Origin of the sequence: Natronoglycomyces albus, from assembly GCF_016925535.1 — a bacterium.
In the GTDB taxonomy this organism is placed as follows: Bacteria; Actinomycetota; Actinomycetes; order Mycobacteriales; family Micromonosporaceae; genus Natronoglycomyces; species Natronoglycomyces albus.
On record NZ_CP070498.1, the window covers coordinates 32,906 to 59,773 of the forward strand.

Below are 26,868 nucleotides of genomic sequence, written 5' to 3' on the forward strand. Positions count from 1 at the left end.
CCATACCCTCATAGGGCTATGAGCAGGAATTCATCCTCATCTGCTGAAACAGCAGAGCGTTAGGATTCTGAACCCTCACAGGGTCATAAACGGGATGGGTTCTCTAGTAGATCTCCACGCCCGAACTTCGGAGCAGAGGATACCAGCTCTGACTGACAATTGCCTCCCTGTCAGAGTTGGTCATTCCCACAGCGGTCGCAACCGTGCTGCGGCAAGAATGCCGCCGATCTGGCGAGCGAAGTCCGGGTGATTGAAGAGGTCTACGACCTTAAATTTCGGCTGTTGCGAGGAGCCCTAAGGCTCCTCGCGGCTGCCGGAATCCTCGCGGCCATTGCCGCCGGGATAACACTGATCTAATAATCGGGTAGGGACCAGTGTTTCTCTGGTCCCTACCCGATCTCGAGGCCTATCTGCGCATTTCCAGAGTTCCTTATGGGCGTGAGCTAGTGTTCGTCATTGTAAACTTGGGCTACCTCATCCAAAAGCTGTTCGTGGCTATGCCGAGCCGCCTCCAAGCGCTGCCGCTCATCCTCATTGCCATCACCCTCAATGGCGAACGTTCTCTCCCAGGTTGCCAGAGCCTCACTGCGCCAGCTCAGCGCTTCTTCAACCTCGATGCGTGATGAATTCTCCAAACCAAGGTCCTTTATGTACGTCTCGGGAGTACGGACTGGGTGACGCAACAGATCCATTCTGGCCTTGGGCAGGGTGTCCCGGTGGTGCCGCTGCACAGTTTTCTCATTCATGCCCAACAACGGCGCAATGTCGCCCCAAGGCAGGCCTTCTGCACGAGCCTCAGCGATCACAGCGCTTTCGAGACGATTTGTCTCTTCGCGAAGCGCACGTAGGCCCTCCAGCCGCTCCTTCGAACCTTTCTGATTCCTAATGGCGTCCAGTTGGTGGCTCGCCGCCGCAGCGATATCTGTGGTACGGCACTTCAAAAGTTCAACATCCCCGTAGAACCTGCTGAAGTCCTCGCTCTTCTTCAAGTCTTCCCTGGTTGCTCGCTTGCCAGTCATAGCCAGACCCTCCCTCGAAAAACCTACATTTCTCAAAACATATCATATCTCAATGTTGCACTGTTCTCAATTTTAAGCTAATCTCAATATTGAGACACGATGAGGGTGTAGGGCACCCCCAGATGAAGGAGCAACGCTATGACGTACCACACACAAAATCTAGCCAACAACTTGCACTATTTCCACTTGGGATTGGACGAGCCGCTGCCCTGTGAGAAGTGCGAAACTCCGGTGCGCCAAGCCCGCGAACGGGGCCTGTCCTGGTCCCACCTAGCACCGCTGATGAACAGGTACAACTTGATTGATCGGCCCACCGCTGAGGCTGCGTGGCAGTGGTTTCAAGCCCGCACTTACACAGAGGACGTCTGTCCTCACCGCGCTTCGCGCCTGTGCAGCTGGAAATGCACCACTTGTGATCAGTGCATTGAGGATCTGGGACCCAGCACAGCGCCTCACCTGGGGGAAATAGGCCACACTGAGACGTGCGCACGTCACCAAGCTGACCTGCGCGCCTACCTGCCCAACAGCGGCTTCCGCCTAATTCCGGCCCAGGGAATGCGCCACCGTTTGGCGGCTGTACAGAAACTCTGCCAGACAGTAAACCCACGTTGTGAGGCGATCAAAGCCGCTCTCCGCGCAGTCAAAAACGTTGAGCAGGCTCTGACCGCTGCCGAAAACCACTACGGGGCACCACAATGGGTGGCCGCCAACAACAAGACCCACCTGGAAGGGCTACTGCGCATTGAGGTTCATCCCGACGATGCGGACGCTGTGCGCAACCTAGCCGACGCCCTGGCCGAGGACTGGATGTTTCGTGGAGTCTCCCACCACACTCGAAGCTGCCTTACCGCAGTCCAGCACAACCTGTTCGAAGATGCCGCTCGCGTTATCCCTGGTCTGGCCGCCATACTCACTCATGAACCCACCGGGAAACTCGAAGAACTCAACAAAATCTTCACCCACCACCGCAACAGGTCAAAACTGATTCTGACCCCAGCCCAAGGCCGCGCGCACAAACGGTGGCAACAAGCCATGCAACCCCACCTGAACAGCGAATACACCCACCACAGCTCTTAGGCAACATTCAAAACAAGTGGCGCGTCCTCTCATATGAGAGGACGCGCCACTTGTTGCGAGCGATGATAACTTTCTGCCCTACAGCCCCACTGTCTGTGAGGGCCGAATCGGCGGCCCTCACACTCCCCCGACTCGAAACCACCGGTTAGTGCCCGTGGTGGTTAGGCATAGGCCCATGTTGTTGATTTACGTGCTATCGCATAGACCTCGTCGACCTCTTCACTAGAGAGTATGGGACGCCTGCGAAGCCACAGAAATAGTCGAATCCATCGAGATGGAACCACTGCCACACCCAAAGGCCGACGCCACCACCAACCCCGCAGCCGGTTCTTATGGCCATGAATAACCACCAGAGGAATCACTGACACCGGTTGCCCGACCTTGGCCCGAAGTGCCGAACCCACCCGGTCGGCTTCCCGACGCGCTTTAACTGGATACGGCCGGTGATGTCCATGCACAAACACACCACCCCGGCCGAGGCTTACCAACTTGCCCGGGTGGTGTTTCGTGTTCACCGTGAACACACCATAGGGGCCAATCAGCAAATGATCGATATCGCCGGAGCGAAACCCCAGTTCCACCCCATGCAAAACCCGCCACCGACCGCGACTACGTTTCACTAGATGGTCAAGCTTGCGGCCTACCGCTACTTCCCCGGCAGCTCCGACTCGAAACGATCGGTCCCGGGTTCGCACACCGGCCAATCGCGCTACTAGCCGTACAAACCTGTTCGCCGGTTGAAGCTGTTTGGCACGTCGAGAAAGCCCCTCGCCAGGGGCTTGGCTGGCCAAATCTCGACTCCCTCGATCATCGTGGCCCCGCTGCCAGCGAGAACTGCGCCTACCGGTAGATGACGATTGAGAAGCGTACATCACCTAAGGCTATCGACATGCCCCAAACGAACAACCCTCACCGGGAGCAGGTGTTCCCCACCCCTAGCGAAAACCTCTAAGCCGGCACGCAGATCCATTGCACACATCCTACAAACACAACGGCCTTTACATCCCCTTCACTAGGTAAAGAATCCTACTATGAACAGGTAAAAGTTTTTGACAATTAATTGTCAAAAATGGTAGTATGGGAACCATGCACACCACGAAAGCTGGAGGTACCCGTGAATGACAGCACCGCCGCTCCCTCCGCCATCACAGTTCCCCTCATTACTGCTTTGCAGGGTGCGTGGGATGCCATACAGGCTCGCCATGACGACGTTCCACCTGTTGTCATCACGTTGGGTGCCGGTTCCCTAGACCGGGGTGGTTTGAAACTGGGCCACTTCGCGGCCGACCGGTGGCACCATGCCGCTACCGCGACCGATCTCTCAGAGGTTTTCATCGGGGGTGAGGGTTTGGAGCGCGGCAGCGATGAAGTGCTGGCAACGCTACTGCATGAAGCCGCCCATGTGGTCGCGAATGTTCGCGGCATCCAGGACACGAGCCGTCAGGGCCGTTGGCACAACAAGAAATTCAAGGCCCTCGCTGAAGAGCTGGGCTTGACCGTGACGAAGGACGACAAGCTTGGTTGGAGTCCTAGCCAGCTAGCTGAGGACGCCGCCACGGTTTACGCCGATACCCTCCAAAGCCTTAATGAGGCCTTGACCGTTTACCGCCGCGCTGAGATCCACGCTCAACCCGGCACCAAGGGAGCGACAAACACGGTTCAACCGGCGCTGTGTGGCTGCCCGAGGCGCATCCGGGTTGCCCCCAGTGTGCTGGAAGAGGCCCCGATTGTGTGTGGATCATGTGGCCAGGAATTCCAGCATGAAACGGCTGATGCGGGCACGTAATGATCCCTTGGTCACACGCGGGAACAACTATGCGATAGGGTAGGCAAAGACTTAGAAACAACGACGAAACGGCCCGGATAACCGGGCCGCCGTCTAATAAATATCCACCGAAGAGCTGCAGAAGTTTGGTCGCTTATCAGCTCTTCTTATAGATCCCCGAAGGGAAGCTTGTTTGCTACGCACCAGTGTAGCAGGCTCAGACCGTACCAGAGTAGGTACGGGACAGGAGAGCCCGCAGACGTCTAACTCACCCGCTCCAGGCAGCGAAAACATCGCTCTACAGCGGCTTGAGCCGCCATCTCGAATCTGTCGGATGGCTGACACTGTAGCTATTTCTCCGGCCGTGGCACCACCTGATCCGGGGCCGGGAACGTGGCTGGTTGACCACAAAACCAGGGCACGCCGCGCTCGCTCCCGTGCCCGGCAAATGGAAGCTCTCACCCGCACCACACAGCCCATCATTCGTCTAGCCGCCATCATTGCAAAGCTCGACATTGAGCTACCTCGACGGCGAGGTAAACGCCTAGAGATGCTCCTGGCCTACATGACCGTGCTCTCTGATTGGCGTTCCGGCCGTCGCAGCCGCCCCGGCCGCGACACCAGCGCCGCCCTGCTAGGCATCACGGCCGATCATGTGCGCAAACTGTGGCGACGCCTGGAGGCCCTGGAGCTCATCGAGCGCACCGCGACAGGCCAACACCTCGCACACGACGAGGTCAAACGACAGCCACGCGAGGAATACCACGTCGTTCAACGCTCCGAATGGACACTCCCGGCCCCGGAGGGCATCTACGCTGAGGATGTTCAGGCATCCCATATAGACCGCGCCCTCGCGGCCCTCGCGGCCGTCGCCGAACTTCTAGCGACACTTGACGATGGCCCGGCCGAAACGGTCGAGGTGACCGGCCACATGGTGGCCGCTTGGCGCAGCCTCATGAGCGAGCGCGCCAACCAGGAAAAAGACTCTTATTGCTGCCCCATCTATAGGTTTATCTCTTCTACTCTCCCCAGCCGTTCGCCCTCATCACTCCCGAAGGCGGCCTACGGCCGAACGTGGCAAGAAGCAGCGACAAAGGAAGGGCAGAAACGGCAGCGGCGGGCGAAACGCCGAGCTATGAACCCTCAGGCCCTGGAGTTGGCCCGTAGTCTGCGCAATGATTCACGACTCCCACAGCTCAAGAACGCCCCACTTCCTATCCTGGTCAACTCCCTAACGGCCCGCGCCAACGCCGGATGGACCGCTAGCGACGTTGTAAAAGCGGTTCAGCGGGCCGTGGAGGCGCGAAACTCTCGCTGGGGCTACTATGACCCGCCGATCAACCCGGATAAATCCATTGCCTGGCTATCACGCCTGCTGGGCGAGGTTGCCGACATTTACCCAGTGCAGCGGCCACCGCATGTGGTGGCCGAGGAAGCCGCTGAGGCTTCCCGTGCCCGCCAAGCGGCCCGGAGGACAGCCGCTCCCGCCGTTGTTCGCACGGCGGGAGATCGTCGCCGCGCTCGTATCCAGGTTCCGCGACGTCGCCGAGGCCACCGCACCACCCAAAACGAAATGTTCGATCAAACCGTGGCCGGACGCGCCCGTGTGGCCACTACTCCTCCCGTTGCGGCCCAATGGGCACCACCACAACCAACCGGCCCTCAATGTGCTCTCTGTGGACACTCAGGCCCCGACGTTGACCACCGGGCACTTCTGGGCCGAGGCAATGTGGAGGTGTGCTCAGGGTGCCACCACTGGCACACTCACCTAGCACGCCTGAACACCACCAGCCACCACACCGCTACGTAAAAACTTGGAGCGACAACGATGAACCTCACCGGATTCCGCGCCAAAGTCGATGGCGTTATCGCCCAGACCGAAACTGCCGCTATGCCAGAGGTCCGCCGCGAAATAGCTCAGATTGCTGTGAAGGCCGTCCGCGAGGGAACTAGTGCCCCAGGCAGGATGGAAATTCGACCAACTGGTCATGGGCTAACTGCGCGGGTCGACGCGCTCCACCTAGCCGCCGCCCTGACTGGAACCAATGCCGAAGCTACTAGCGCCGTTGTCTACGCCCTCACTGGACCTTCTCACGCCCTGGACTACGCGGCCGAACTCTACCGACTATTTGACACCCAGCTGACCTGGAGCGCGGACGCGCTCGGAGCCGACATCAACCCGCCCGAGGTGTTGGAGAATTTTCTCTCACAGGTGCTGAAAAATTGGGTGGCCCAGACCCGTTGTGAACTCGCCATATATCTACCCGCCGCTACTGAGCATCAATCTAATGAGGACACCATGAATACCGAAACGCAAACCCACTGGCACAGCATCATGCTGGAGCAGATCAGCCCACAGGGCGTACACCCGATGGTCAACCCGCCCGTTGACACCCGCGACCAGGCCCATGATGAAATCCAAACCAACCTCGACCGGCTAGCTACCAAAGACTCTCGGGCCGCTTCTGTGGCCAACCGGTGGCGACAGAACACCACACCCGCCCCCGGCCAAACTGAACCGCTCATAAATTGGGAAATTTTTGGGTGGACACTACTGGAATGTACCCAGGCCAACTGCCGCGACTCAGTGCAAGAACTCCTCGACACCATCGCCGCCAGGGTAACTAACTACACCGGTCTACCTTTCCACGTTCCCCAACTCCCAGCGGATTGGCCCAACGGAGCCACGAGCTAAAAACCCGCACGACGAAGTCGAGTTCTAACCCATTCGCCATTGCTCTCAATGAGCACAGAACACAAGGAGGAGACACAATGAGCCAATCACAAGTACAGGATCAGTGGCGGCAGCGCACCGAAGAAGTCCGCGCGGTTCTGCGATCGTTGGGCCGCAAGATTCCTGACTGTCTCGAAGGCGAGAGGGAGGATTGCGGTGGGACAGACCAGGAGCACCTGGCCAGTATGCTGGGCCTGGTACTAGCTGGGATCGAACACACCACGATGGACCTCAACGAGGCTACCGACGGTCAGGCACTCGCGCTAGTCATCCACGCCTATGAAAACGAACGAGACAACAACATTTCTTGTAACAGGAATCATCGCACCCAGCCAGGCGATACGCTCCACACCATCGCCCGAGCCGACTGTGGCTGTTCTCCTGTCGCAATTTATTGAGAGACCCGAGCGATATCGCGTAGGGCGGCCGCAACACCATGACTGGCAACCACGTCAGCGGCCGCCAACGTTTCCGGGTGACTATCAGGCATTGCCACTCCCAGGCCCACGGCCGCCAACATGGGCGCGTCTGTCTGCCCATCACCTATAGCGGCCACTGCGGACATGTCGAGACCCCGGTGCGCGGCTAGTTTCTCCAAGGCAATAGCTTTCGTCGCCCCCGCTGCGGTTGCTTCCGCATAGGACCCGCTGGAGCCAATCTCCCAAACGTTGACGTCTAGCCCAGCCGAGGCGACGAACTCAACCAGTGAGTGTGCGTTTGGATGATGGAGGCGCACCATATCCAATTCACACTCTGCCAACTGCCCGGCAGTAACTTCCTGAATTTTACGGCCCGGCCATTGCGGCAGTGGATAACCTGGCCCGGCAATCAACGTGTCCGCGATATCGCCGCCGACCCTCGCCCCCGGAAGGGCCTCATCGACGAGCGCCAGGAGTTCAGTCAAGTTTGGCCCCCGCAAGGCTGCCAGGTACTCCCAGGATTCTGCCCAGGACCGGCTGCCATGCGCGCACATCCACCCCGCCGTCGGTTCCAAGCCCAAGTGACCCACCCGGCCGACAGCCCTACCCGTGGCCACACACCAAGCCACCCCAGCCGCTTCCAAGTCCCCCAATGCCGAGGCCGTCGCAGGTGAGAGCACATCTTCACCATCTATGAGCGTGTCGTCCAAGTCAATTGCTACCAAACCCACCACGAGAACCCCCTCATTCGACCTCAACACCCTAAACCCTAAGAAGGGGCTGCCGCCCCGGCCGCTGCGCGGCCGGGTTGCCCTCGAAAACCCCTACCGCACCACCGTTGTGACTGACGTCAATAAACCCAGGCCACGAACTTGTCCAACGGTGGACAGCACTAGAGGCGATTCGCGCCGACGATGGTCCTACACCAGCACAACGAGAGGCTATCCATGATTGACCCCGGAACCACCAGTTACGTCTTTATCGCTCTATTCATCGGCCATATCATCGGCGACCTGATCACCCAAACGGACCACCAAGCCGCGAACAAAACCGCCCCCGGCCGCGAAGGCCGACGCGCCTGCCTTGCCCACGTCATCGGCTATGGACTCACCCAAACCGCAGTAACGGTCGCCCTGATCGCCCTCGCAGACGTTGATATTCACCCTGTCGCGTTGGTAGTTGGGCTAGCACTATCAATCCTGACTCATTACCCGCTTGACCGTGGCCCCGTACTCCCCTGGATTTCCCGCATCACCCGCGGCTCCAAATTCTGGTCCACACCCTCCGGCCGTTTGCTGACTGACCAAACCGCACACCTAACCATGATTACAATCGCCGCACTCATCATCAGTGTCTAAAAATGAGGACCCGAGTTAGAGAAAACCTCCAAGCCGGCAGGCGGATCCACTGCACATATCCCACAAACACAACCAGGCAAACAGCATGAAAAAGATTGAAAATTTCTTTTCTCCGATCCCTTGCGCCCTTGCCAAACTGTATGGAATCCCGTACAGTAATAGATGTACGAAGTTCCATACAGAAAACGAAAAACGGAGAGCGCAATGGACATGAACCCGCTACTAAAACCCCACGAAGAGGCCTACGCCTATATCCTGCCGCTAAGGCGCGACCACGCAGAGCAGCTAGACCTGATGGACTGGCAACTCGTCGACGCTGTCCACTCGACATTGATCGCGATCGCTAAAGGCAGAGCGGGAGAGTCAATGGACACCACCGACGTAGGTCAGGCCTCAAAACTCACGGATTACGTCGAGGAAGTGCACAATGAAATTGTCGTTCGTGCCGCCGATGAGGGCATGACGCACGGGCAACGGGCGCTAGCAATGGATGTGCCCCGATCCACCGCGCAAACCCAGCTCAAGGTCGCCCGATCCCGCAAGTGGAAGCGCGGATGGCTCCTCAACGCCGCCGATCGCGCCGCAATGTACACCGGTAGCGATCAGCACAACGACGACATGATGGCCGCATCCAGCCTCGATGGCACTCATGACTGTCATCGATGCGGAACCGAGCACAGCGGTTGGGACAACAATTGCTCCGAATGCGAACACAGTATCTGTTGCGCCAACGCTTCCGCCGACAACTAAACAGAAGACACACACAACAGGGCGGCCCCAGGGTAGAGCCAGGGCCGCCCCTTACTCCCGAGAACGAATCAATAGAGAGGACACCAGTATGACCTACGAGAAGTTCCACCGCGAATTCACCAACACGAACGTGAAACCGTTCGACGTATCAACGAACACCGTGTATGACTACGTCGGATCACACCTATGTCGAATCAACGGCGAAATAAAAACCGTCAGCGCCCCCGACTATTGGTGCCGCTACTGCGAAAACGAAATTCACCTCACGACCCACAGTCACCTGTGTGAAGTTGCCGAGGGCGAAGTGACCGGTCTGGACAATCTCAAACCCATCAACTGGGTAGACCACCGATGCCCCACCTGCGGTATTGAGCACGAAGGGCCAGACAACCCGAAGATGTGCACACAATGCCGCGAGTGCCCCACCAATTAAATACACACAAGACACCTACGGGAGCGGCCGCGCGGCCGCTCCCGTTTTTGCGTGCCCACAATCCCGGGCCATCAACAATTCGCATTTAATTTCATAACTGCAATGATATGAAATGAATGAAATGAAATGATATGATACTATGGTGAGTATGAATGACAGCGCAACAAGCACCGCCCATGACCAACGCACCTGTCGCTTCCCCGGATGCGATCAGCCGCCAGCTACCGCTAATAGCCAGGGCCGACCCCCTGCCTACTGCGAGAATCCCGACCACACCGCGTTGAAAGCCCACCGAGCTCGGGTGCGCGCGGAATCGGGCAACGATCCGGCCGCCGAAGCCGAAGTCGCCCGCTCCCCCGTGACCACGGCCGTTCGCACCGCCGAGACCGCCACTGGCCGCGCCGAAGCCTTGGTTGCTGCCCTCAAAGAGACGGTCGAACAAATCACTGAGCAGCGCGCTCTAGCAACAGACGTCGAGGCCGCCGCTGCTCAAGTGGAAGCCGCCGAGGCCGAAGCGGCAGAGGCTAAAGCCCATGCCAGCGCCGAAGTCAGTCGCGCCAACACCGCGCAGAGGAACGCCGAGACCGCCCGGGAACAAGCCGAGGCCGAAGCGGCGGATATGGCCGAGGAGTTGGAAACTGTGACAACGCAGTTCGAGGAGGCCCGCGCGGAAGTTGGCACCCTCACTGCCGCGCTAGAAGCCGAAACCCAGCGCGCCGATTCCATCGACGCTGACCGCGAGGCCATCCGGGCCGAAGTCGAAACCTACGCCAATGAGCGTGATGCTGCCCGGGCTGACGCTGACCGCGCTCAGGCGACTGCCACCGACCTCAGTGTCGAAAACGACCGGCTAAAAGAAGAACTGAGTCAAGCCAATGTGGCCCGGGAACGGGCCGAGACGGCAAACGAAGCCCTCACCGCTAGGGCCGAAGCCGCCGAAGAGCGCGTTGCGACCGCCGAGGCCGAGTGCGACCAGGCCGTCCACGCTCAGCACGACGTACAACGTCAACTGGACCGGGCCGAAGCCGCCGCTGCGGCCGCAGATGAACACTTTCAGGCCCGCCTAGCTGAGGCCGACCAATTGCGCCGTTTTATGGAAATTACCCATAAAGAAGTTTTGGCCGAAGGGGACCGGCTACGGGACCGTATTCGTAAACAGGAAACCGAGATCACCAAAACAGCTGTTAAGGCCAGTGAATACCGTAAGGCCGCCGATAACATGTGGGCCAAACTCGGCACCGCGTTGTCCATGCTCAGCAAAGAACAGCGCGAGGAGGTAGAAGCCACTAAAGGCCGCTGGGAACAGTAATCGCCTAGTCAAAGGAGGCTACCTGCCTGGCCCCGACATTAGGGGCCGCCGCTGGAGTCAACGCAAGATTTTGTGACTGCTTGTCTCGTTGCCGTCAGCGCCGAGCCCGCGCCGATGCTGGAGCGGATCGTCGAACACCGTGTGGTCCCGAACCGGCGTGGCCGCCCTCCGAAGTCGCCCATCGAACCCACCAAAGGAAGGGAAGCTTCATGACTGCCCTGGACGCGCTTGGGGCACCGGTTCCCACGCCCCCCGGTGTTGACCCGAAATTCTGGGCGCGGTTTAGCCGCCGTGTGCTCATCATCCCCAACGGATGCCATCTATGGACCGGGCCGCCCCGCGATGATGGGTACGGACAGTTGCACGTGGCGAAAGGGGCTATTGCCGGAGCTGATCGCACCCGTATCTGGCGTGCCCACCGTGCCGCATACGCTGCCCTTACCGCCGAAGTGCTGACCGAGGAAATCCATCTGCTCCACAGTTGTGATCAGCCGCTATGCTGTCCCCTCACTACTGAGGCACTACGTGACCACCTGGCCCCTGGCGACAACGTCACCAATGTGAGCGAACGGGAATCTAGGAATCGTTCTACCAGGATTGGGAGCGGTGGTCTAGCCATTCCCACGCGCGCTGATCGGCGCGGCCAAGCCAACCGCTCTCGCGCACTCCACCAGGCCCTCACCACTGCCCTAGTCAGTGCCTCACCAATCGGCCACGACCGAGACGCTATCGCCGCCCGGATTGCTGCCGTTGACCACGCCGGGAGCTGGGAGGCTATTCAGCCACCACTAACCGACCTAGACAACCTATAGGACTCATTCGCAGCCACGCTGGATTGCCGCTTCCCCGAAGTGCTATGTCAACCGGGCAATCTCCCACCGGAACGGAAAAGACATCTCAGTTATGGAACTAGCTATTCGTTTTTTTGCGCCTATAGTGCTAATCGGTCTTCTTCTGGGCGCGTCCATTCTCGCCACCCGGTGGCGACGCTCCCGTGACCCCTACCGGTTGCGTACCGTCGTCAATATCTGGGAAGCTGCCGATACTCTGCGCGCCAGTGAATCCCTGCTCGTGATCGACCCGGTGAACAACCAGACGCGCGCCCACTCCCATGCCAGCGCCGCACTAACTTGGTTGCGTTCCCAGCGCCGCTACGGTCGATCGCGACGTCGGGTTCGCATTGCCTCGCTGTTGGAGCACGCCGAGGCCCTCCACGAACGCACCTCACCAGCGGGCTAAACACAGATAGAGAAGTCCCCAAAAACGGCCGCGTACCTTATATCTATTTCTGTGCGGCCCGGGCGTCACCCGGGCCGCACAGAAGCGCTATTGGACATTCTGGGTGCCGGAACTTGCGGGGTCTGAATCCAGGGTCTCCATTGGTATTGAGTCGGAGGTCTGCTGGTGATCAGCGGGTGCGGTAATTGTGTTCTCACGACGCCTCTTCAATTCTTCTTTGACAGGCTTAGTCACAACGATGTCGAACTCCTCACGCAGTTCACGTGTTGACCATTTTTCAGTGGCATCAGCCACCGCCTGAACATATTCGTTCTGGGCAGTCTCAAGTTCTCGGGCATGCTTCTTCTTGAGTTGTTCAATGACCTCCGATTTTTTGCCTACCTCATCAATAACGTCTGCCCGGGCGGCAGCAAGATCGAGGGCCTTCTGCCCGTAGCTAGTCCGCTTTTTTGGTGTCGCCATGATGCGTGTCTCCAATCAGATCAATGCGCCCCAAACGATACCCTATAAGGGGCAGATAAGGAAGGGTCGGACTCGCCCGGATTGCTGGGTCGGACTCGCCCGGATTGCTGGGTCGGACTCGCCCGGATTGCTGGGTCGGACTCGCCCGGATTGCTGGGTCGGACTCGCCCGGATTGCTGGGTCGGACTCGCCCGGATTGCTGGGTCGGACTCGCCCGGATTGCTGGGTCGGACTCGCCCGGATTGCTGGGTCGGACTCGCCCGGATTGCTGGGTCGGACTCGCCCGGATTGCTGGGTCGGACTCGCCCGGATTGCTGGGTCGGACTCGCCCGGATTGCTGGGTCGGACTCGCCCGGATTGCTGGGTCGGACTCGCCCGGATTGCTGGGTCGGACTCGCCCGGATTGCTGGGTCGGACTCGCCCGGATTGCTGGGTCGGACTCGCCCGGATTGCTGGGTCGGACTCGCCCGGATTGCTGGGTCGGACTCGCCCGGATTGCTGGGTCGGACTCGCCCGGATTGCTGGGTCGGACTCGCCCCAAAACCTAACGGCCCCGACCCCGGCAACGGGGGAAGCTCGCCAGCGCGCGAGTTTTCGCAATTCTCCGCCAGGGGTGCCCCGTGCCACCGTCGAAGCCCGCCAGCGCGCTCACGCGCGTTTGAGGCTGTTCTAGGCCAATTTTGATCTGGCTTCGGAAGGTCATGCATTGCTAATGTTTCCCAGGTTTATTACATAGATTTCAGCTGATCGCCATTTAGATCTTTTGACCAGCATCAACGCACAGTTTTCCCCGATGACTAGTACTCATCCTCCCCTAGCTCGATCGAATCTCACCCTCCCCGTAACCTAGAATTGAACCTACACGCCTATGCATTAAAATGTTGAAGGCGGTTTTGGGGCCTTGAGCAGGCCGTTTAGGGCGACAGGTGAGAAGGGGGTAGGTCGATGACGCTTGGCATTCGACCGGGCTCTTCTTTCGCTTATGTGGCCAACGAGGTTGCGGCCGGAGCGGAAAACTATTACAGCGCTGCGGTGGCTACGGGTGAGCCTGCCGGGGTGTGGCGTGGAAGCGCCGCCGCCGAGCTGGGGCTGACCGGTAAGGCGAACGATACGCAGCTCGAGGCGCTGTTCGGTCACTTCGTTGATCCTCGGGATGAGCGGTTTGAGCAGCGCGATAAGTGGCATGAGGCCACGAAGCTTGGTCGCAAGCCACCAAAGTACCGAAGCCAAGAGGAGATCTTTAGTGAGCTAGTTGCACGCGAGGTGAACCCGGCTGGCATTGAAGAAGAACGGGCCGAGGAGCTATGGCACCAGGCTGGCAAGCAGACCCGGGAAGCCCGGGCGTTCTTCGATGCCACCTACAGTCCTCCCAAGTCCGTTAGTGTGCTGTACACAGCGTTTATGGCTGAATCTGTTGCTGCGAAGCAGCGCGGAGATGATGTCGAATCCGCGCGCTGGGCAGCCAAGGCTGAGACTGTGGAGGAGTCGGTTGTCCAGGCGTCAGAGGCGATGATCCGGCGTATGGAGCGTGAAGCTGGTTACTCCCGAGCTGGTTACCACGGCGGCAAGCTTAAGAGCGGCGAGACCACCGGCCGTTGGATCGACGGGAAAGGTTTCATTGTCGCCTCGTTTCTGCAACACACCTCCCGTCCGACCAACGGACGAGAAGACCCACAGCTGCACGTTCATAACCTCATCGCCAACCGGATTGAGTGCGCAGACGGCGTATGGCGGACGCTTGACGGCAGGGCGCTCTATCAGGAACGTGCCGCTTCTGGAGCTGTTGCTGACCGTGTGATGCAGGCTCACCTACAGCGCGAACTTGGCGTGACTTTTGCCTACGATCCCAAGTCCAAATCACACGAGATCGTAGGAATTAGCCGAGGTGTTCGAGAGGCGTTTTCGTCGCGTCGTACGGCCATAAATGCGCTGCTCCCGGAGTACGTAGCAGCGTTTGAGAATCGTATGGGACGCGAGCCAAGTGCTCTAGAACTCAGCGAGCTTGCGCAGCGCGCCACGTTGAAATCCCGGCAGGCAAAGCTGACGAAGGACGACGTCAAGACCCTCGAAGAGAAGGTAGTCGAGTGGACTGCTCAGGCGCAAGAATCGGTCGAGATTGACCTATCCGAAATCGCCCACGGAGTCATTAATACCCGCGACGAAGCAAGTGCGGATCGAGTGTTCGATGTTGACGCTGTCATCGCCCGTGCCGTGGAGAGCGTGCAGGAAACGAAGACTACTTGGACGCGCTCTGACCTCGCCATGCACCTTCATCGCCACCTACCCTCAGAGCTGGGAAGCCTTGATACTGAATACCAAGACCGCATACTCGCGGAACTTTCACGACGTGCCATTGAGGCCGATTCTGAGCGGGCTGGAACCGATGGAGAGATACTTCCACTTGATGTTCCGGACTTCGTCGATACACCTGAGGTGTTCCAGCTAACGAACGGTGAGAGTGCGTTCCGTCGACACGGGTCGGAGCAGTTTGCCACCCGTCGTGTTCTGACAGCAGAAGCCCGCATTGAACGTGCCGCTCATGACACTGAACTAGTCTCTTGCATCGAGTCTGAGGCCGCCATGGAAGCGGTCTGGGAGGTCAACAATCAACTACGCCAGGCCGATCCTGAGGGGGTAGCGAAGCTAGGTGCTGATCAGGCCGCTGTGGTTGCTGGAGTGCTCTCCAGCGGCAAACCGCTCGAAACGCTGGTAGGACCCGCAGGTACCGGTAAGTCATTCGTCATGGGCACGCTTGCTGACCAATGGGAGAAACGCATAGGCGGCCGCGTATTTGGCCTCGCAACAGCTCAAAACGCCGCCGGGGTTCTCGCGGATGAAGGATTGACGGCCACAGACAACATCACTGCGTGGTTGATGAACCAACGCGATATCGAGTCTTCGAAAGTAACGCCAGAGGGCGTCGCAGAATGGCGATTGCGCCCCGGCGACATGGTGATTGTTGACGAAGCTTCAATGGTCGATTCGGTGGCGCTATCCGAAATCCAGCAACGTACCGAAGCTGCTCGCGCGAAACTTCTCCTAGTGGGAGACCATGAGCAGATCGACGCCGTAGGAGCCGGTGGTGGATTCTTGCTCGCACAGCAAGCCGCCGACCGCGCGTACCAACTTGAAGAAGTGCGCCGGTTTAAATCCACGTGGGAGAAGGAAGCGTCTCTACGGCTACGTGATGGCGATGATTCGGTTGTCCGGGAGTATGACACTCACGGCCGTCTTAAGGGTTGCGAGAACCTTGAAGATGCCTATACGCAGGCCGTTGAGGCCTACACCGCCGATATTGTGGCTGGACGACAGGCCTACCTCATCACTGACACCAACGAGAACGCCAACGAACTCTCGGTGCGTGTGCGTGACCGCCTAGTCTCCTACGGGCTTGTAGAAGGTCAAGGTGTGGCCATCGGCAAGGACCAGACGAGGGCGATAGCGGGTGTCGGCGACATCCTCCAAGCACGCCGGAACAACCGCAATATCACCAACGCGGTCGGTAACTGCATGGTTAACCGGGGCCGCTATCTGGTCACCGAAACCCACGAGAGTGGCGGACTCACCGTCCAACCAATGGGTGATAATGGCACGCTCGGTCATTCCATCGACGTGCCTGCTGACTATGCACAAACACAAATGAGCCTGGCCTACGCCACGACCCAACACGGTGTGCAAGGTGCGACCGGAGACAATGGCTACGGCATCATCACATCCTCAACGTCAGCTGACGCCGCCTACGTTGCGGCTACACGTGGCCGCGACCTCAACCTACTTTTTGTAGTTGATGAGACCGACCCGAAAATGGCCGATCAAACTGCGGCGCCCGCGCCCAAAGAAGAGCACCAGCGGTCAGCAGCCACCATTTTTGCCAGCGTCATTGAATCTGGGACGCCGCAACGGTCGGCCACCCAAACTCATCGCGATAACCTCGCCGACGCCGGATCGATGCGCGTCATCGGGCACCGCCTATATGAATCCCGTCGACGACTATCCGAGCTCAAGTACAAGAGCTTGGTTGCGGAGCTTCTGGACGAGGGAACCGCTGTCAGACTGGCCCGAGATGATGCCGCACCGGAGCTATATAGGCTGCTCGAATCCTGCGAGCAAGCCGGACACGACCCACGGCAGGTCGCTTCCGAGGCGATTGGAATGCGAGAACTGGAAAGCGCGGATTCTGTCGCACAAGTGATTCACTGGCGGATCACCGACATGATGGAGGTGGACCTTAGCGCCGATCCACACGAGGAAAAAGACAGCACCGAACGCGATGTCGCGTTGGGCTATGCCGAACGCCTTCCCGCAGGAGATAGCGCCATTCACAAATACGCCCAGGCTTGGGCACAACGCGCCGATGAGCGCGTCTCCGAACTAGGAATCATTGTGGCTGAACGACCCCCACAATGGGCTATCGAACACCTAGGACCAGTGCCAGTAGAGCACGAAGAGCACACGGCAGAACGCGCAGAATGGATCAAACGAGCTGGGACAGTCGAGGCCTACTGCGAAACTTACAGCCTCACCGAGCAGGCCAACGTTATTGGCCGCGTCCCCTCCGTTGCCATGCCTGAGCGCCGCGATGAATGGCGCGCCGCCTGGCAAGCCCTCGGCCGTCCCGATCCCATCGCCGATGAGCGTCAGATGAGCCAGACACAACTACAGCGCACCATCGAGGCCTACAATGCCGAGAAACAATGGGCACCACCTGCGGTGGCTAATGAGCTACGTGAAGCCAGCAGTGCGGCCATTCAAGGCAGGATCGAACTCGATCACCGGCGCGCCGAACTATCCCAGATAGAACCCACCGATGAGCGTCACCAACAGCTAGCCGAAGAGATCGACATGGCCGAAGAAGACCTCACGGTGATAGAAGAGCGCCGCGACAAACTCGACTACGTCAACGACACCAGAAACGATTGGCACACTCAAACCGAAGACGCCCGAACCGCCGCCAACGCCGCCCAAGCCGAGCTGAAGCGCCGCGAACGCGAAGCCGAACGCAACCGCCAGAAAGAAGAAGTCACCACCGAGCGCGACCAGGAGCAAGCAGCCGACCGCTCGGTCAACCAAAAACCTGAGGTCACACGAGACGCCGAACACGAGTCAGCTACCACCGAGGTTGAGCCGAACGATCGTGGTAAGGAGCTTGCCGAGGCCGACCGCGATCAAACCCGCGACGAGCCCACCGATGAAACTGAGCGTGAACTTAGCTCCGTGGCAAAGGCGTTCCCTCGCAAAGTCAAAGAGATTAATGCCGACCGGGCAGTATCCGAGGCCGATAAAGCCCGCGAGCAAATCCGCGAACGGATCGCCGCGGCTAAAAACGCTGCCGAGAACAAGCAAGAGATCGACAAGCAGGCTAGTGCCGACCAGGAATGGCGCCGACGAGAAATGGAACGCACCGCCCGCGAAGCCGCCGTCGACCAAGGCCTAGAACGTTAACGGCCGTTGAGATCAGCGGCCAGGGCCTCTCTCTGCCAGCCCACGGCTCCACATTGCGGCGTGTTCAACGCCAACAGCCCAATCTTGTGAAATGACGTCAGGTGCAGCGGGTTTGCCGTAAATGGCCGCCAACACCAACTTCTCGACGTTGCCGACCGCCTCAGCAGTGGGTGAAACCATCGGCCCTACCGGAGCCTCAGCGGAGCCCAAAATCCAGTCGTAAACCGCTATTGCGCCATCCATGTAACGGCTGGGGCCAATACGTTCTACTGTGTTCAGGCATTTTTGCCGGTCTTCTTCAATCTCGGAGCGTGGCCGGACCTCATGCACTCGGGTGGTATTCATACCTCCACTGTACTCGGCACGCAGGCACAAGGACCCCACCAAGTGTAGAGGTCTAGACAACCACGACGCGCTCGAGCGCCGATAGAACGGCAATAGAAAATCCCCCACGAGCTTGGACTCGTGGGGGATATCTACAGGTCAACAGCCCTAGGCAATTATGAGAACGACCGCTAGGACCAACCCAGCCAACAAGCGAGCCGGTGAATGCACCAACCACGCCAAAACCGCCGAAGTGACTATAAGGGGCGTACCCAGCACCGCCCACACTGCACACACCACCACCGCCAACGGCTCGGTGGCGTTGCCAATACGGCGGGCAATCTCGCTGTACCAATCACCCACCTGGTGAGGCCAACCCTCCTGAACTCGCTGCCATAGACGGCCGGGGCGAGTTGACGCGGTCGTAATGATGTGAACATCGTCGCGAACTACCACGCTAAACCTCCGATCTCAGGCAACAACCAAAGCTCAGGTTTGCGCTCCCGATACGCGGCAGCGGCTTGGTCGATGATCTCGGCACAGACGCCACAAATTTCAGGGCCATCGGTGGCAATATCGCACCCCATGCGTTCAGGATGCCAAGTAGCACACTGGCAGGCGCACGAACGAACTACCGGCGGTTGGGGATGGTCGAGGATGTCCTGTAGGACGGTTTGGACGGTAGGTGTCATACTGTGTTCCTTCCGATTGATTGCTATCTCGGGAGATTGGGGCGGCTCCGAGCTTCGAATTTCGGGAGCCGCCTTTTCTTTTGGTTTAGTTGCGTACCGCCTTCAGATGCGATTCTTTGAGCTTGGTGCCCCATTTACACCACTGTGCAGGCCGATCACTTTGGCAGCGCAGGCAATGGTCAACGTGGTTTTTCACGGCCTTAGCCGCGACTTCGATCGGGTCTTGAGGGTGATTCATGTCGTCCATTCCTTGGTCTTGTACTTGGCCCGTTACTGGGTAGGTTGGCGCGGGATCATCGGGGCGCGATGGAGCCTGCTTTCCCACACACACCAGTAGGTCTGGTCAGGGTGTTGACAGCGCGCACAGGCCTCATGATGCGCAATCACCGCTTGCGTCACAATCTGAATTTGCTTTTCTTTGGGATTCATCCGTGCCCCTTCACCGAAGTTGCGTATGCGGACCAGGCGATCTGTTCTTCGTGGTTGAGTTTTCGGCCCTCGACACATTGACGGAGCCGCTTACCTGACTGACAGCCATCGCAAACCGCTTTGTGATTGACGACGTTGGCCCGGGCTGTTTCAAGTTGCTGATAGGGAGTCATGCGGCGATCTCCGTAACTTTGTGATGTGTTCGGGCAGGACGGGGTGCCTTCAGCTCTTCACTGCTGAAGACACCCCGGATGCTGCATTGCGGCCGCCGCAGAGAGTTCGGGCCGTGGTGCAGCGAGCTCACCGATTCCTCCCAGAGCCGCAGCGCCCAAGTTTTCAGCTCGGTGGCTATCGGTGAGATATGGGAAATGTCAAGGGTGCGACCTGGAGACATGGCAATCCATGCCTTAGCCAGCACCGTTTTAACGTCGTCTGGGGCAACGGTGGTGGCGAGGTCGCGGTGACACACCATTGCTAGCGGACTGACTTGCTGAGGCGTCAACACCACATCTAGACGCAGGTAGTTACGGTCCTTGTACTGTGTGACCGCGATCAGGTAATGGCCATCGGCCAGGTCAAGCCGGAAGTAACCCAAGCTCATCGTTGATACTCCGCTCGTAGTGAGGCACAACATAGCTATATCGTAAATTACGAAAACGTATTTTACTAGAGTGTACTTCATGATGGTGTATACAAAGGCGATACCAAGACCAAAGATTGTGGGTGAGCCCGACCATGAGCAGCACTCCCCCTGCCCAACCAATGTCAGCCTCAAAATGGGTCGTTGCGTCCGCGCTAAAACGACTCCATAAAATGCGTAAAGAGGCTGATAAATCGCTGACCTTGGAAACGGTCGAGGAAGCCTGTGAGCTGGGAAAAACATCGCTTCAGCGGTATCAGTCCGGACGGTCAGCGATGAAAACAGGCGAAGCGCGGAGGGTGTTCGAGTACTACGGCGTTGACCCTGAACAAATTGAGATGCTGCTGGAACACGTCGAACGATCCCGGAAACGAACCCGGCCGATCAATGAGATTGTTCCTGCCTGGTTCCAAACGTTTCTGCTGCTCGAACGCGAAGCCGAAGAAATAGCTGAGCTAGCGCTCACCATGATTCCCGGTCTGCTCCAAACCGAGGACTACGCACGAACCGTGCTAGAGAAGGGCCTGGTTGGGTCAATCGTTGATGACTACGTTGAGAGTCGCATGGAGCGTAAGAAAGTCCTTGAGGGGCCAAATCCCCTGCGCTTTTGGGCCGTGATTCACGAAGGCGCGCTCTGGCGCATGGTTGGTAACAAGGACACCATGAGGGCACAATTGTTTCACCTGGTTGAGATGGCGCAACGGCCAAATGTGACCATTGTGGTTATCCCTAACCGGTTGGGGGCTCACGTTTCAATGGACACCTCGTTCCACTGGATTCGGTTTGACACCCTCCTAGATCCCCTTGGGATCATCTATACAGAAAGCCTCACCGGGGCACGCTACCTAGACGACCCCGATGAGGTAACCCAACATGAGCGGGCGTTCCGCCACCTCACCAATGCCGCACTCAGCGAAATCGACTCAGTGCGTCTGATCAAGGACGTGAACAGGAACTATTGTGAGTGATCAGGATCTAACAGTCCAGGATTTCGGCGACAAGCACCGTTGGCGCAAATCACGACGATCTAACGACCAGGGTGGGGCCTGCGTTTTTGTTGCGGTCACCAATAACCATGTTGGAGTTCGTGACTCAAAACAAGGCAACGATGGCCATCCCCTGTGGATCTCATCCGGAGACTTTGATGCCCTTAAGAAAAATCTTGCTTTAGCATGATCTAGCTGGGAAAAGGAACCCTGAAGGCCGCACCTGTGTAAACGGTGCGGCCTTCAGCCTGACCTGTCCGCAGCTACATGCTGGCCGACGACGGCGCGAAACTCCGCCCGTTGCTGGCTTCCCTCACTGACCTGACCGCCGAGCGGATCATGACCAAGATCTGCAACGGCTACGAGACCATCCTTGTCCCGAACTGGCAGACCGACCCCGCCACAAGCACCGACACCCCTGGGCAGGAATAAGAAGGAGCACCGATCCGATGAACCAAGTCGGCCCGACACCGGGCATTACCGACACCGACCAGCAGCCGATCGACCGTGACGACTACGCGGCGTTCCTGAACTCGTGGTTGGAAAGCACCGACCCGGCTAAGGAGGGACACGGGTCCGACCTCGACCGGCGCGAAGACTTCGTCGCGGCCTCCCTTCTCGACGTGCTTTCCGCGACCTACCAGGGCGAAGATCTCGGGCGGTTCGCCCGACTGATGGCTGTCCGACTGTACGACCGGCTGGGCTTGTGATGGCCGAATTCGAGCCCCCGTGGGAGACGATCTACGTCGTCGAGGCTGAATCCACCAAAGACCAGGTCGCCCAAGAGCTTGAGGCGATGACCGCGACACTCGGCCAAGACCTGAGGGAGTTCTCCTCGGGCTCACGACTTCAGACACTGCGCGACCACGCCGAACGCATCCGCGACCACATGGACGACCTGCTCACCAAACTCGACAGATTTGACAAAGAAACCGACCAGTAGACGACCACCGCCAACCAGCCTTACCTCTCTTTCCTAGGGCCAGGACCCGTGCTGGTCCTGGCCCTGGTGCGTCTTCGACCGCCACAAGGTTACCGAGAACGACGACGCTTAACACCCCATCGCACCAGGGGTTACTCAACCCCGTAGCTAGCGCCCAGACACACGTGGGGGGCCAGACCCAATTGGGTCTGGCCCCCCACTGACGTTCAGGGGTTATTCATCCTCGTTAGCAGGTCGATTCCCCCGTGCCGCGAATTCCTGAGCGTCTCTTTCATAGGCTTCAGGCTTGACATCTGCGATTGTCCACTTTGATACATGGAGGTATGTTTTTTCTTGATGCGCCTCATTGGTTTTGCAACCTTCCATCGCGGAAAGGATCTTTTTATGCAGGTCAGGCCAGTGGCGCAGTGTCCAATCAATGGCTTCATAGGGCCGGGCAAGTTCAGAGCGATACAGCCACCGCCACATGGCCCGCGCATCGGCTATCGCCTGCACGACCGAGGAATGTTGCATCCAACAGGGTTGAAGCAACAGCGGTGGTGACAGGTGAGGCCCCACTGTTTGCGCCCATTCAACCACCTCGGCTATGTATTTAGGAGCCCGCGCAATGCTGACATCCAGCCAGGATTCCGGGCTAACTTGCATTCCCTCGCCGCTAGCTCCCGCAGTGGTGCCACTAGCGGCCAACTCACTGATCTGCTGAGTCAATTCGTCGGTGACCGCTGACAACAGCTCCCTGAGTTCAGCAACCTCGCCCGAGAGCGCGGCAACATCATCTGGGTCAGCCCCCACCAAAGGCTGGCGGCCCTCGTCTGATTCGTTCATTAGTTACCCTTCCCCGCGTCCCGTTGTGTGGCCATCCACTGCTCAACACTGGATGCTGTCACTGCTTGGTCGTGACCAGATGCTTGGGGCTGTTCTGAGGGCGATTTTTCGATCTGTTTGGGAATCGTTCCTTGCGGTAGGGACTTGATTTTGCGCTGCTTGCGCGCATCTTTGCGTTTCTGCCGTTGTAGTGCCTTGTAGTCTTTGCGCTCCCAATACGGAGTGATACGGCCCGTGGCCGCGCCCGATAGGCCTGTGACGACCAGCAACGCCTCTCCGATGTCGAGATCCCGGATGCGGTCTGGTGCCAGCACCGGTCGACGTACCACGTCGTGGCGTTGGTGCGCTGGGTTGTATTCGGTCACCGATACCTCCCCAAACAGCAGGGAGAGATCTTTGAGGAGGTTCGTGTCTGTGATACCGCCTAGGTACATTTTGGCGAACACGTTGTCCAAAATGATTTTCGCGGCTTCCTTTCCATACTTCTCTTCCAGCTGCGGAATCGACTGCAAACCGATGTGAGCGGAGATATTGAACCCGCGCATCACGGGAGCCCAGCGGTTCATCGGCACCGGGCAGATCGTAGCCAACTCATCGAGCACCATCGTCAAATGAGGCTCTAGCCGCCCCTTGGGCATCTGTGAGGCCCGCTTGCGGGTTTCGTCATAGAGCCACCCCACGAAGGCGGTGAACAGCGGCGTGATGGCGTCGTAGTCCTTCTCCTCGGCCAGCAGGTACAGCGTGGAGGCTTGTGAGAGGAAACGGTCGATATCAAAAGATTCCTTGCCCGGTTTCACGTCGACCAGGTTGGCTGCATCGGTGGACAACCATTTGACAGCATTGGTAATTGTCGTTGTGGTTGACGTGGCTGTGTTCGCATTCGTGCCGAGCCATTGTTCCAGGTCAGCCATCATGGCGCGTTCCTGCGGAGACTGGCTAATCAACTCGCGCAGCTGATCTTGCATCGTCTCGGAATCTTTCGCGCGGCCAACCCAATCACTGACGATGGCTACCGGGAGGCCGCCCAGCGCGGCCGCGTGCAGGTAAATGCCCAAAATACGGACACCCTGGCTTTTCCAAAATTCTGCGTCTCCAACGTTGGAGGAGCCCTTGGCTCCGGCCATGAGGTAGCCCGCGCGGGTCTGAGCCACTTGCGGGTTTTTGCACCCTGCCAACATGTCCCATTTGATGGTGGAGGCGAATTGAGGGCCGCCGATGGTGTCGGGGTTGAAGATGTCAACTGGCCCCACTTCCTCACGCAAGTCTTTCGTCTCCGCGATGAGGTCAACTTTCATGCTGGTAACCACTACCGGGTTGTCCTTCGCATCCAGCAGGATATTGGCCAGCCAACCGGTTTTACCGGTTCCCGCTTGCGCGATGATGGCAGTCATACGCTCAATAGAGACGTATAGCCAACGGCGTCCCAACCAACCCTGAATACGTACCAGGCGTACCGCGAACCGATCGAAAGGTACTTGCAGTCGCTCCCAGAAACTCAATGTCGCTAGGGAGGGCCGAACCACTTTCATCTGGCGAAACATCTTGACATAACCCAGGGTGCGCACCATATCCAACGGTGTTGCCCAGCCACCACGAAGGCGCATCTGCCGCGCTTTTTCCGCATGAACGCGCGCGGCAGAGCGAAGACGGGTCCGGTAGACCACCACACCTGCAACCGTGACCGGCGGCAACGCCAGCAGCCACACCGCACTGAAAATCAACCAGGCGAGCAGCTGGAGGGCCACGGCGGCCGCTGTGGCCAACGTGGCCGGGTAACGCACCTCCCGCCACAGACCTCTAGACTTAATTTCTGACATGACAATCCAATCTGTGTTATGTCTGGCCGGGGGCGGTGCAGCAAACATGCGCCCCTGGCCCATTAAATGTGAATGATCTTGCGCCGGTATGACCCTAACGATGCTCCATGATCACCGTCAAGGTCGCTACCAGCAGAAATAGTTTTGTGAGAGTTAGTCACTACGTGGGGTTGTCTCAATGCGACGTAGGCGAGGGCCTTGACTAGCTGAGGCAGCTGCCGCCGCATTCTTGCGTTGTTCCCGCGCCCACTCCGAGGCATACCGCCGAGCAGAATCCCGGCTGACCTCAGCAGACACCACAGTCAAACCCAGCTCAACGAGCGTGGCTGTTGAGGTCTCCCCCGATACTTTGCCCTCGCTAGCCAGTACATCCCAGGTCGCGCGCAGCTGCTCCTTGCCCGTCATTGTTGGCTTCACTGCCAGGGCCGCATTCCCCGCCGAGGGAGGAGCCTGGTTAGGGTCCAACCCCGCTCGCTGCGTAGGAGTCCGAACTGGAGCTGGAGGAGCCGAGGACGGCCGCTCCGTGACTACCGGTGAACCCATGGACGCCGTTGAGCTCGCCCCTGAGGCAGGTGCGGGAGTTTTTGGCCCGCCTGAAGCGTTGCTATTTCTTATCTGGTTGATTTTGTGAGCTAGCGCCTCGGCCCGCTCAGCGTCAGGACGCAGCCGGCCTACCTCCTCTTGCAACTGCCGAATTTGTTCGCCAGCATCAGATTTCAATGCCTCAACCTGGTTGCGGAAGCTCTCAATTGTTGACGAATGCAACTCTTCAAGTTCCTTAATACGCTGTTCAGCGGTGACCAGTTGCTCTTTCGCGGCCGCGCGCACCGACTCCAGCTCGTTTTCGTGGGTAGCTGTGAGAGTTTTAATCTCCTCACTCCGCCCTTGTTGTGCCGCTTCAATGGCATCCTGAACTGCCGCGTCAGGGTTGGTGCGTTCCCGCACCAGGTACATCAAGACCAGCTGGTTACGTACCGCGTCCAACACCTCATCGGTGGCGCTTTGTGACCAGGACACCAAGCGCTTCCCCGCCAGAGCTCTACGCCACGGCAGCCGCGACGTGTGGTGGACATGGGCAAGCTTGACAAGTTTGCGCTTCAACCACTCCTCATTGGTGTCTTCAACGTCGCCATCATCAGGCTCCAACCAGCCCCAATTGACCATGAGCCGTTCAGGGGTCCACCGCCAGCGAGTGTTCTTCTTCGAGCGCTTGACATCGAGCGCAATGCGATCCTCAGTCAGATTGGCCCACCACAGCGCGGCCGCCGCCACACCGATGCCGAACCTAAACCAAAACGCATACGGGGCTTCCTCGCTGAGCCCGACAAGAATCCCGGTGGAAATCGCGATGATCCATACCGCAATCCCAGGCCAGCCAGTGCGTCCGTTGGCGAGAACTTTCCGATTCCCGTCCTCGTCAGGTTCGCCATATTCAATAGTGGCCTCAAGGCGTTTGAGCGCCTTGGCAGCGAAAAACAGGACCAGGCCCTCAATCACGAAGAACAAGCAGATTTTGAGACCAAAGGGCATATCGAAAGCCCGGCCAAGCAGTCCCCACACACCGTGCGACTGATAGACCAGCACCATGAGCGTGACCGTGTTGGCAATCCAGCTGTCGATACGACCACGGATTTTAGCCACTATCAGTGTGATCATCAGTATGACCAGCACCGCTGCGCCTAGTGACGTTTCAATCAGGTAGCCGTACACGTCCCACCACGCGCTGAACTCATCAACAGTAGGCGGCCCACCTTCGAACAATTCAGGCATATTACTGGAGACCTCCAGTTAGGGGGGTGGTCGGCATCGTCTCGACATGCCGATGATCATTGGGGGCAATCAAGATCGTATCGCGGCTCATGGAACTCCGTTCCCTCTCGCATCCCTGTCACTCTGGCTGAGGCGTTTATGCAGGAAAACTTGTCGCTATGTAGCTAAACCTCTGTGCTAGCTACATCATCACACATCTATCAAAACACTAACACGCACATATAGCAAGACCTATATCAGTACCGATAGTAATATATATAGTGCTAGTGATACGATGGCGTTCAATCAGCGTGCAAATATGGGGGTATGCGTGTGTGCCGTGAACGCAGTAAAATGGGTCATACACAGGTGAAACATCATCCCGGCAATGCCCTGGGGTAGTGATTTTTCATGCGATACTGCTATGAGTGCAGGTGACGAATATGAGGTCTAGAT

Annotated in this window: 28 protein-coding genes; 17 read left to right on the plus strand and 11 right to left on the minus strand. The window is 58.5% G+C overall.

The features are described 5' to 3' along the window. Positions 1–443 precede the first annotated feature (443 nt). The gene (locus JQS30_RS17060; protein WP_213173145.1) at positions 444–1,019 is read right to left on the minus strand and encodes a hypothetical protein; all 576 of its coding nucleotides are present in this window, start codon (positions 1,017–1,019) and stop codon (positions 444–446) included. Between the two features lie 138 nt (positions 1,020–1,157). Between JQS30_RS17060 and JQS30_RS17065 the strand changes: the two genes are divergently transcribed. Then, positions 1,158–2,096, plus strand: a complete 939-nt coding sequence (locus JQS30_RS17065) for a hypothetical protein (RefSeq protein WP_213173146.1) — start codon at positions 1,158–1,160, stop codon at positions 2,094–2,096. A gap of 161 nt (positions 2,097–2,257) precedes the next feature. On the opposite strand, the gene JQS30_RS17455 is transcribed toward JQS30_RS17065, so the two are convergent. Next, positions 2,258–2,716, minus strand: coding sequence for a nuclease-related domain-containing protein (locus JQS30_RS17455; RefSeq protein ID WP_246498173.1), 459 nt, complete (start codon positions 2,714–2,716; stop codon positions 2,258–2,260). Between the two features lie 494 nt (positions 2,717–3,210). On the opposite strand from JQS30_RS17455, the gene JQS30_RS17075 reads away from it, so the two are divergent. The 4 genes from JQS30_RS17075 to JQS30_RS17090 all read left to right on the plus strand — a co-directional run bounded on the left by JQS30_RS17075 (position 3,211) and on the right by JQS30_RS17090 (position 6,993). Continuing rightward, the gene (locus JQS30_RS17075) at positions 3,211–3,882 is read left to right on the plus strand and encodes a SprT-like domain-containing protein (RefSeq protein WP_246498174.1); all 672 of its coding nucleotides are present in this window, start codon (positions 3,211–3,213) and stop codon (positions 3,880–3,882) included. Between the two features lie 313 nt (positions 3,883–4,195). Then, complete coding sequence (locus JQS30_RS17080) at positions 4,196–5,671, plus strand: hypothetical protein (RefSeq protein WP_213173148.1); 1,476 nt, start codon at positions 4,196–4,198, stop codon at positions 5,669–5,671. A gap of 18 nt (positions 5,672–5,689) precedes the next feature. Next, positions 5,690–6,556, plus strand: a complete 867-nt coding sequence (locus JQS30_RS17085) for a hypothetical protein (RefSeq protein ID WP_213173149.1) — start codon at positions 5,690–5,692, stop codon at positions 6,554–6,556. Positions 6,557–6,633: 77 nt separating this feature from the next. After that, positions 6,634–6,993, plus strand: a complete 360-nt coding sequence (locus JQS30_RS17090) for a hypothetical protein (RefSeq protein WP_213173150.1) — start codon at positions 6,634–6,636, stop codon at positions 6,991–6,993. Here the strand turns inward: JQS30_RS17090 and JQS30_RS17095 are convergent. Further along, positions 6,987–7,745: an HAD family hydrolase gene (locus JQS30_RS17095; protein ID WP_213173151.1), complete on the minus strand. Its 759-nt coding sequence runs from the start codon at positions 7,743–7,745 to the stop codon at positions 6,987–6,989. The two genes, JQS30_RS17090 and JQS30_RS17095, sit on opposite strands and share 7 nt — an antisense overlap. A gap of 216 nt (positions 7,746–7,961) precedes the next feature. On the opposite strand from JQS30_RS17095, the gene JQS30_RS17100 reads away from it, so the two are divergent. From JQS30_RS17100 to JQS30_RS17125, 6 genes are all read left to right on the plus strand, one after another. After that, on the plus strand, positions 7,962–8,372 hold the full coding sequence (locus tag JQS30_RS17100; RefSeq protein WP_213173152.1) for a DUF3307 domain-containing protein: 411 nt from the start codon (positions 7,962–7,964) through the stop codon (positions 8,370–8,372). A gap of 204 nt (positions 8,373–8,576) precedes the next feature. After that, positions 8,577–9,122, plus strand: a complete 546-nt coding sequence (locus JQS30_RS17105) for a hypothetical protein (protein ID WP_213173153.1) — start codon at positions 8,577–8,579, stop codon at positions 9,120–9,122. A gap of 88 nt (positions 9,123–9,210) precedes the next feature. Beyond that, positions 9,211–9,555: a hypothetical protein gene (locus JQS30_RS17110; protein ID WP_213173154.1), complete on the plus strand. Its 345-nt coding sequence runs from the start codon at positions 9,211–9,213 to the stop codon at positions 9,553–9,555. Positions 9,556–9,703: 148 nt separating this feature from the next. Continuing rightward, positions 9,704–10,864, plus strand: coding sequence for a coiled-coil domain-containing protein (locus tag JQS30_RS17115; RefSeq protein WP_213173155.1), 1,161 nt, complete (start codon positions 9,704–9,706; stop codon positions 10,862–10,864). A 209-nt stretch (positions 10,865–11,073) separates the two neighbouring features. Continuing rightward, positions 11,074–11,676: a hypothetical protein gene (locus JQS30_RS17120; RefSeq protein ID WP_213173156.1), complete on the plus strand. Its 603-nt coding sequence runs from the start codon at positions 11,074–11,076 to the stop codon at positions 11,674–11,676. 124 nt (positions 11,677–11,800) lie between these two features. After that, complete coding sequence (locus JQS30_RS17125) at positions 11,801–12,103, plus strand: hypothetical protein (protein WP_213173157.1); 303 nt, start codon at positions 11,801–11,803, stop codon at positions 12,101–12,103. Between the two features lie 87 nt (positions 12,104–12,190). On the opposite strand, the gene JQS30_RS17130 is transcribed toward JQS30_RS17125, so the two are convergent. Next, on the minus strand, positions 12,191–12,565 hold the full coding sequence (locus tag JQS30_RS17130; RefSeq protein ID WP_213173158.1) for a hypothetical protein: 375 nt from the start codon (positions 12,563–12,565) through the stop codon (positions 12,191–12,193). A gap of 945 nt (positions 12,566–13,510) precedes the next feature. Between JQS30_RS17130 and mobF the strand changes: the two genes are divergently transcribed. After that, positions 13,511–18,007 carry a MobF family relaxase gene (gene mobF, locus JQS30_RS17135; protein WP_213173159.1) on the plus strand — a complete coding sequence of 1,499 codons (4,497 nt, stop codon included), beginning with the start codon at positions 13,511–13,513 and terminating at the stop codon, positions 18,005–18,007. 12 nt (positions 18,008–18,019) lie between these two features. Here mobF and JQS30_RS17140 read toward each other — a convergent pair whose 3' ends face one another. From JQS30_RS17140 to JQS30_RS17155, 4 genes are all read right to left on the minus strand, one after another. After that, the gene (locus tag JQS30_RS17140) at positions 18,020–18,352 is read right to left on the minus strand and encodes a hypothetical protein (protein ID WP_213173160.1); all 333 of its coding nucleotides are present in this window, start codon (positions 18,350–18,352) and stop codon (positions 18,020–18,022) included. A gap of 428 nt (positions 18,353–18,780) precedes the next feature. Continuing rightward, positions 18,781–19,023: a hypothetical protein gene (locus tag JQS30_RS17145; protein WP_213173161.1), complete on the minus strand. Its 243-nt coding sequence runs from the start codon at positions 19,021–19,023 to the stop codon at positions 18,781–18,783. 85 nt (positions 19,024–19,108) lie between these two features. Beyond that, a complete protein-coding gene (locus JQS30_RS17150) occupies positions 19,109–19,261 on the minus strand; it encodes a hypothetical protein (protein ID WP_213173162.1) in 153 nt (50 codons plus the stop codon). A gap of 360 nt (positions 19,262–19,621) precedes the next feature. Then, positions 19,622–20,053 carry a hypothetical protein gene (locus JQS30_RS17155; protein ID WP_213173163.1) on the minus strand — a complete coding sequence of 144 codons (432 nt, stop codon included), beginning with the start codon at positions 20,051–20,053 and terminating at the stop codon, positions 19,622–19,624. A 212-nt stretch (positions 20,054–20,265) separates the two neighbouring features. Here JQS30_RS17155 and JQS30_RS17160 point away from each other — a divergent pair, with 212 nt between their 5' ends. From JQS30_RS17160 to JQS30_RS17180, 5 genes are all read left to right on the plus strand, one after another. Continuing rightward, complete coding sequence (locus tag JQS30_RS17160; RefSeq protein ID WP_213173164.1) at positions 20,266–21,060, plus strand: DUF5753 domain-containing protein; 795 nt, start codon at positions 20,266–20,268, stop codon at positions 21,058–21,060. Next, complete coding sequence (locus JQS30_RS17165; protein ID WP_213173165.1) at positions 21,053–21,268, plus strand: DUF397 domain-containing protein; 216 nt, start codon at positions 21,053–21,055, stop codon at positions 21,266–21,268. Before JQS30_RS17160 ends, JQS30_RS17165 begins: the two co-directional genes overlap by 8 nt. 77 nt (positions 21,269–21,345) lie before the next feature. Continuing rightward, positions 21,346–21,510 carry a hypothetical protein gene (locus JQS30_RS17170; RefSeq protein WP_213173166.1) on the plus strand — a complete coding sequence of 55 codons (165 nt, stop codon included), beginning with the start codon at positions 21,346–21,348 and terminating at the stop codon, positions 21,508–21,510. A gap of 17 nt (positions 21,511–21,527) precedes the next feature. Further along, positions 21,528–21,788 carry a hypothetical protein gene (locus tag JQS30_RS17175; RefSeq protein ID WP_213173167.1) on the plus strand — a complete coding sequence of 87 codons (261 nt, stop codon included), beginning with the start codon at positions 21,528–21,530 and terminating at the stop codon, positions 21,786–21,788. Next, positions 21,788–22,021, plus strand: a complete 234-nt coding sequence (locus tag JQS30_RS17180) for a hypothetical protein (protein WP_213173168.1) — start codon at positions 21,788–21,790, stop codon at positions 22,019–22,021. Before JQS30_RS17175 ends, JQS30_RS17180 begins: the two co-directional genes overlap by 1 nt. Positions 22,022–22,234: 213 nt before the next feature. Here JQS30_RS17180 and JQS30_RS17185 read toward each other — a convergent pair whose 3' ends face one another. The 3 genes from JQS30_RS17185 to JQS30_RS17195 all read right to left on the minus strand — a co-directional run bounded on the left by JQS30_RS17185 (position 22,235) and on the right by JQS30_RS17195 (position 26,433). Further along, positions 22,235–22,846 carry a hypothetical protein gene (locus tag JQS30_RS17185; protein WP_213173169.1) on the minus strand — a complete coding sequence of 204 codons (612 nt, stop codon included), beginning with the start codon at positions 22,844–22,846 and terminating at the stop codon, positions 22,235–22,237. Beyond that, positions 22,846–24,663 carry a type IV secretory system conjugative DNA transfer family protein gene (locus JQS30_RS17190; protein WP_213173170.1) on the minus strand — a complete coding sequence of 606 codons (1,818 nt, stop codon included), beginning with the start codon at positions 24,661–24,663 and terminating at the stop codon, positions 22,846–22,848. Before JQS30_RS17190 ends, JQS30_RS17185 begins: the two co-directional genes overlap by 1 nt. A gap of 153 nt (positions 24,664–24,816) precedes the next feature. Then, positions 24,817–26,433: a coiled-coil domain-containing protein gene (locus JQS30_RS17195; protein ID WP_213173171.1), complete on the minus strand. Its 1,617-nt coding sequence runs from the start codon at positions 26,431–26,433 to the stop codon at positions 24,817–24,819. Between the last annotated feature and the right edge of the window lie 435 nt (positions 26,434–26,868).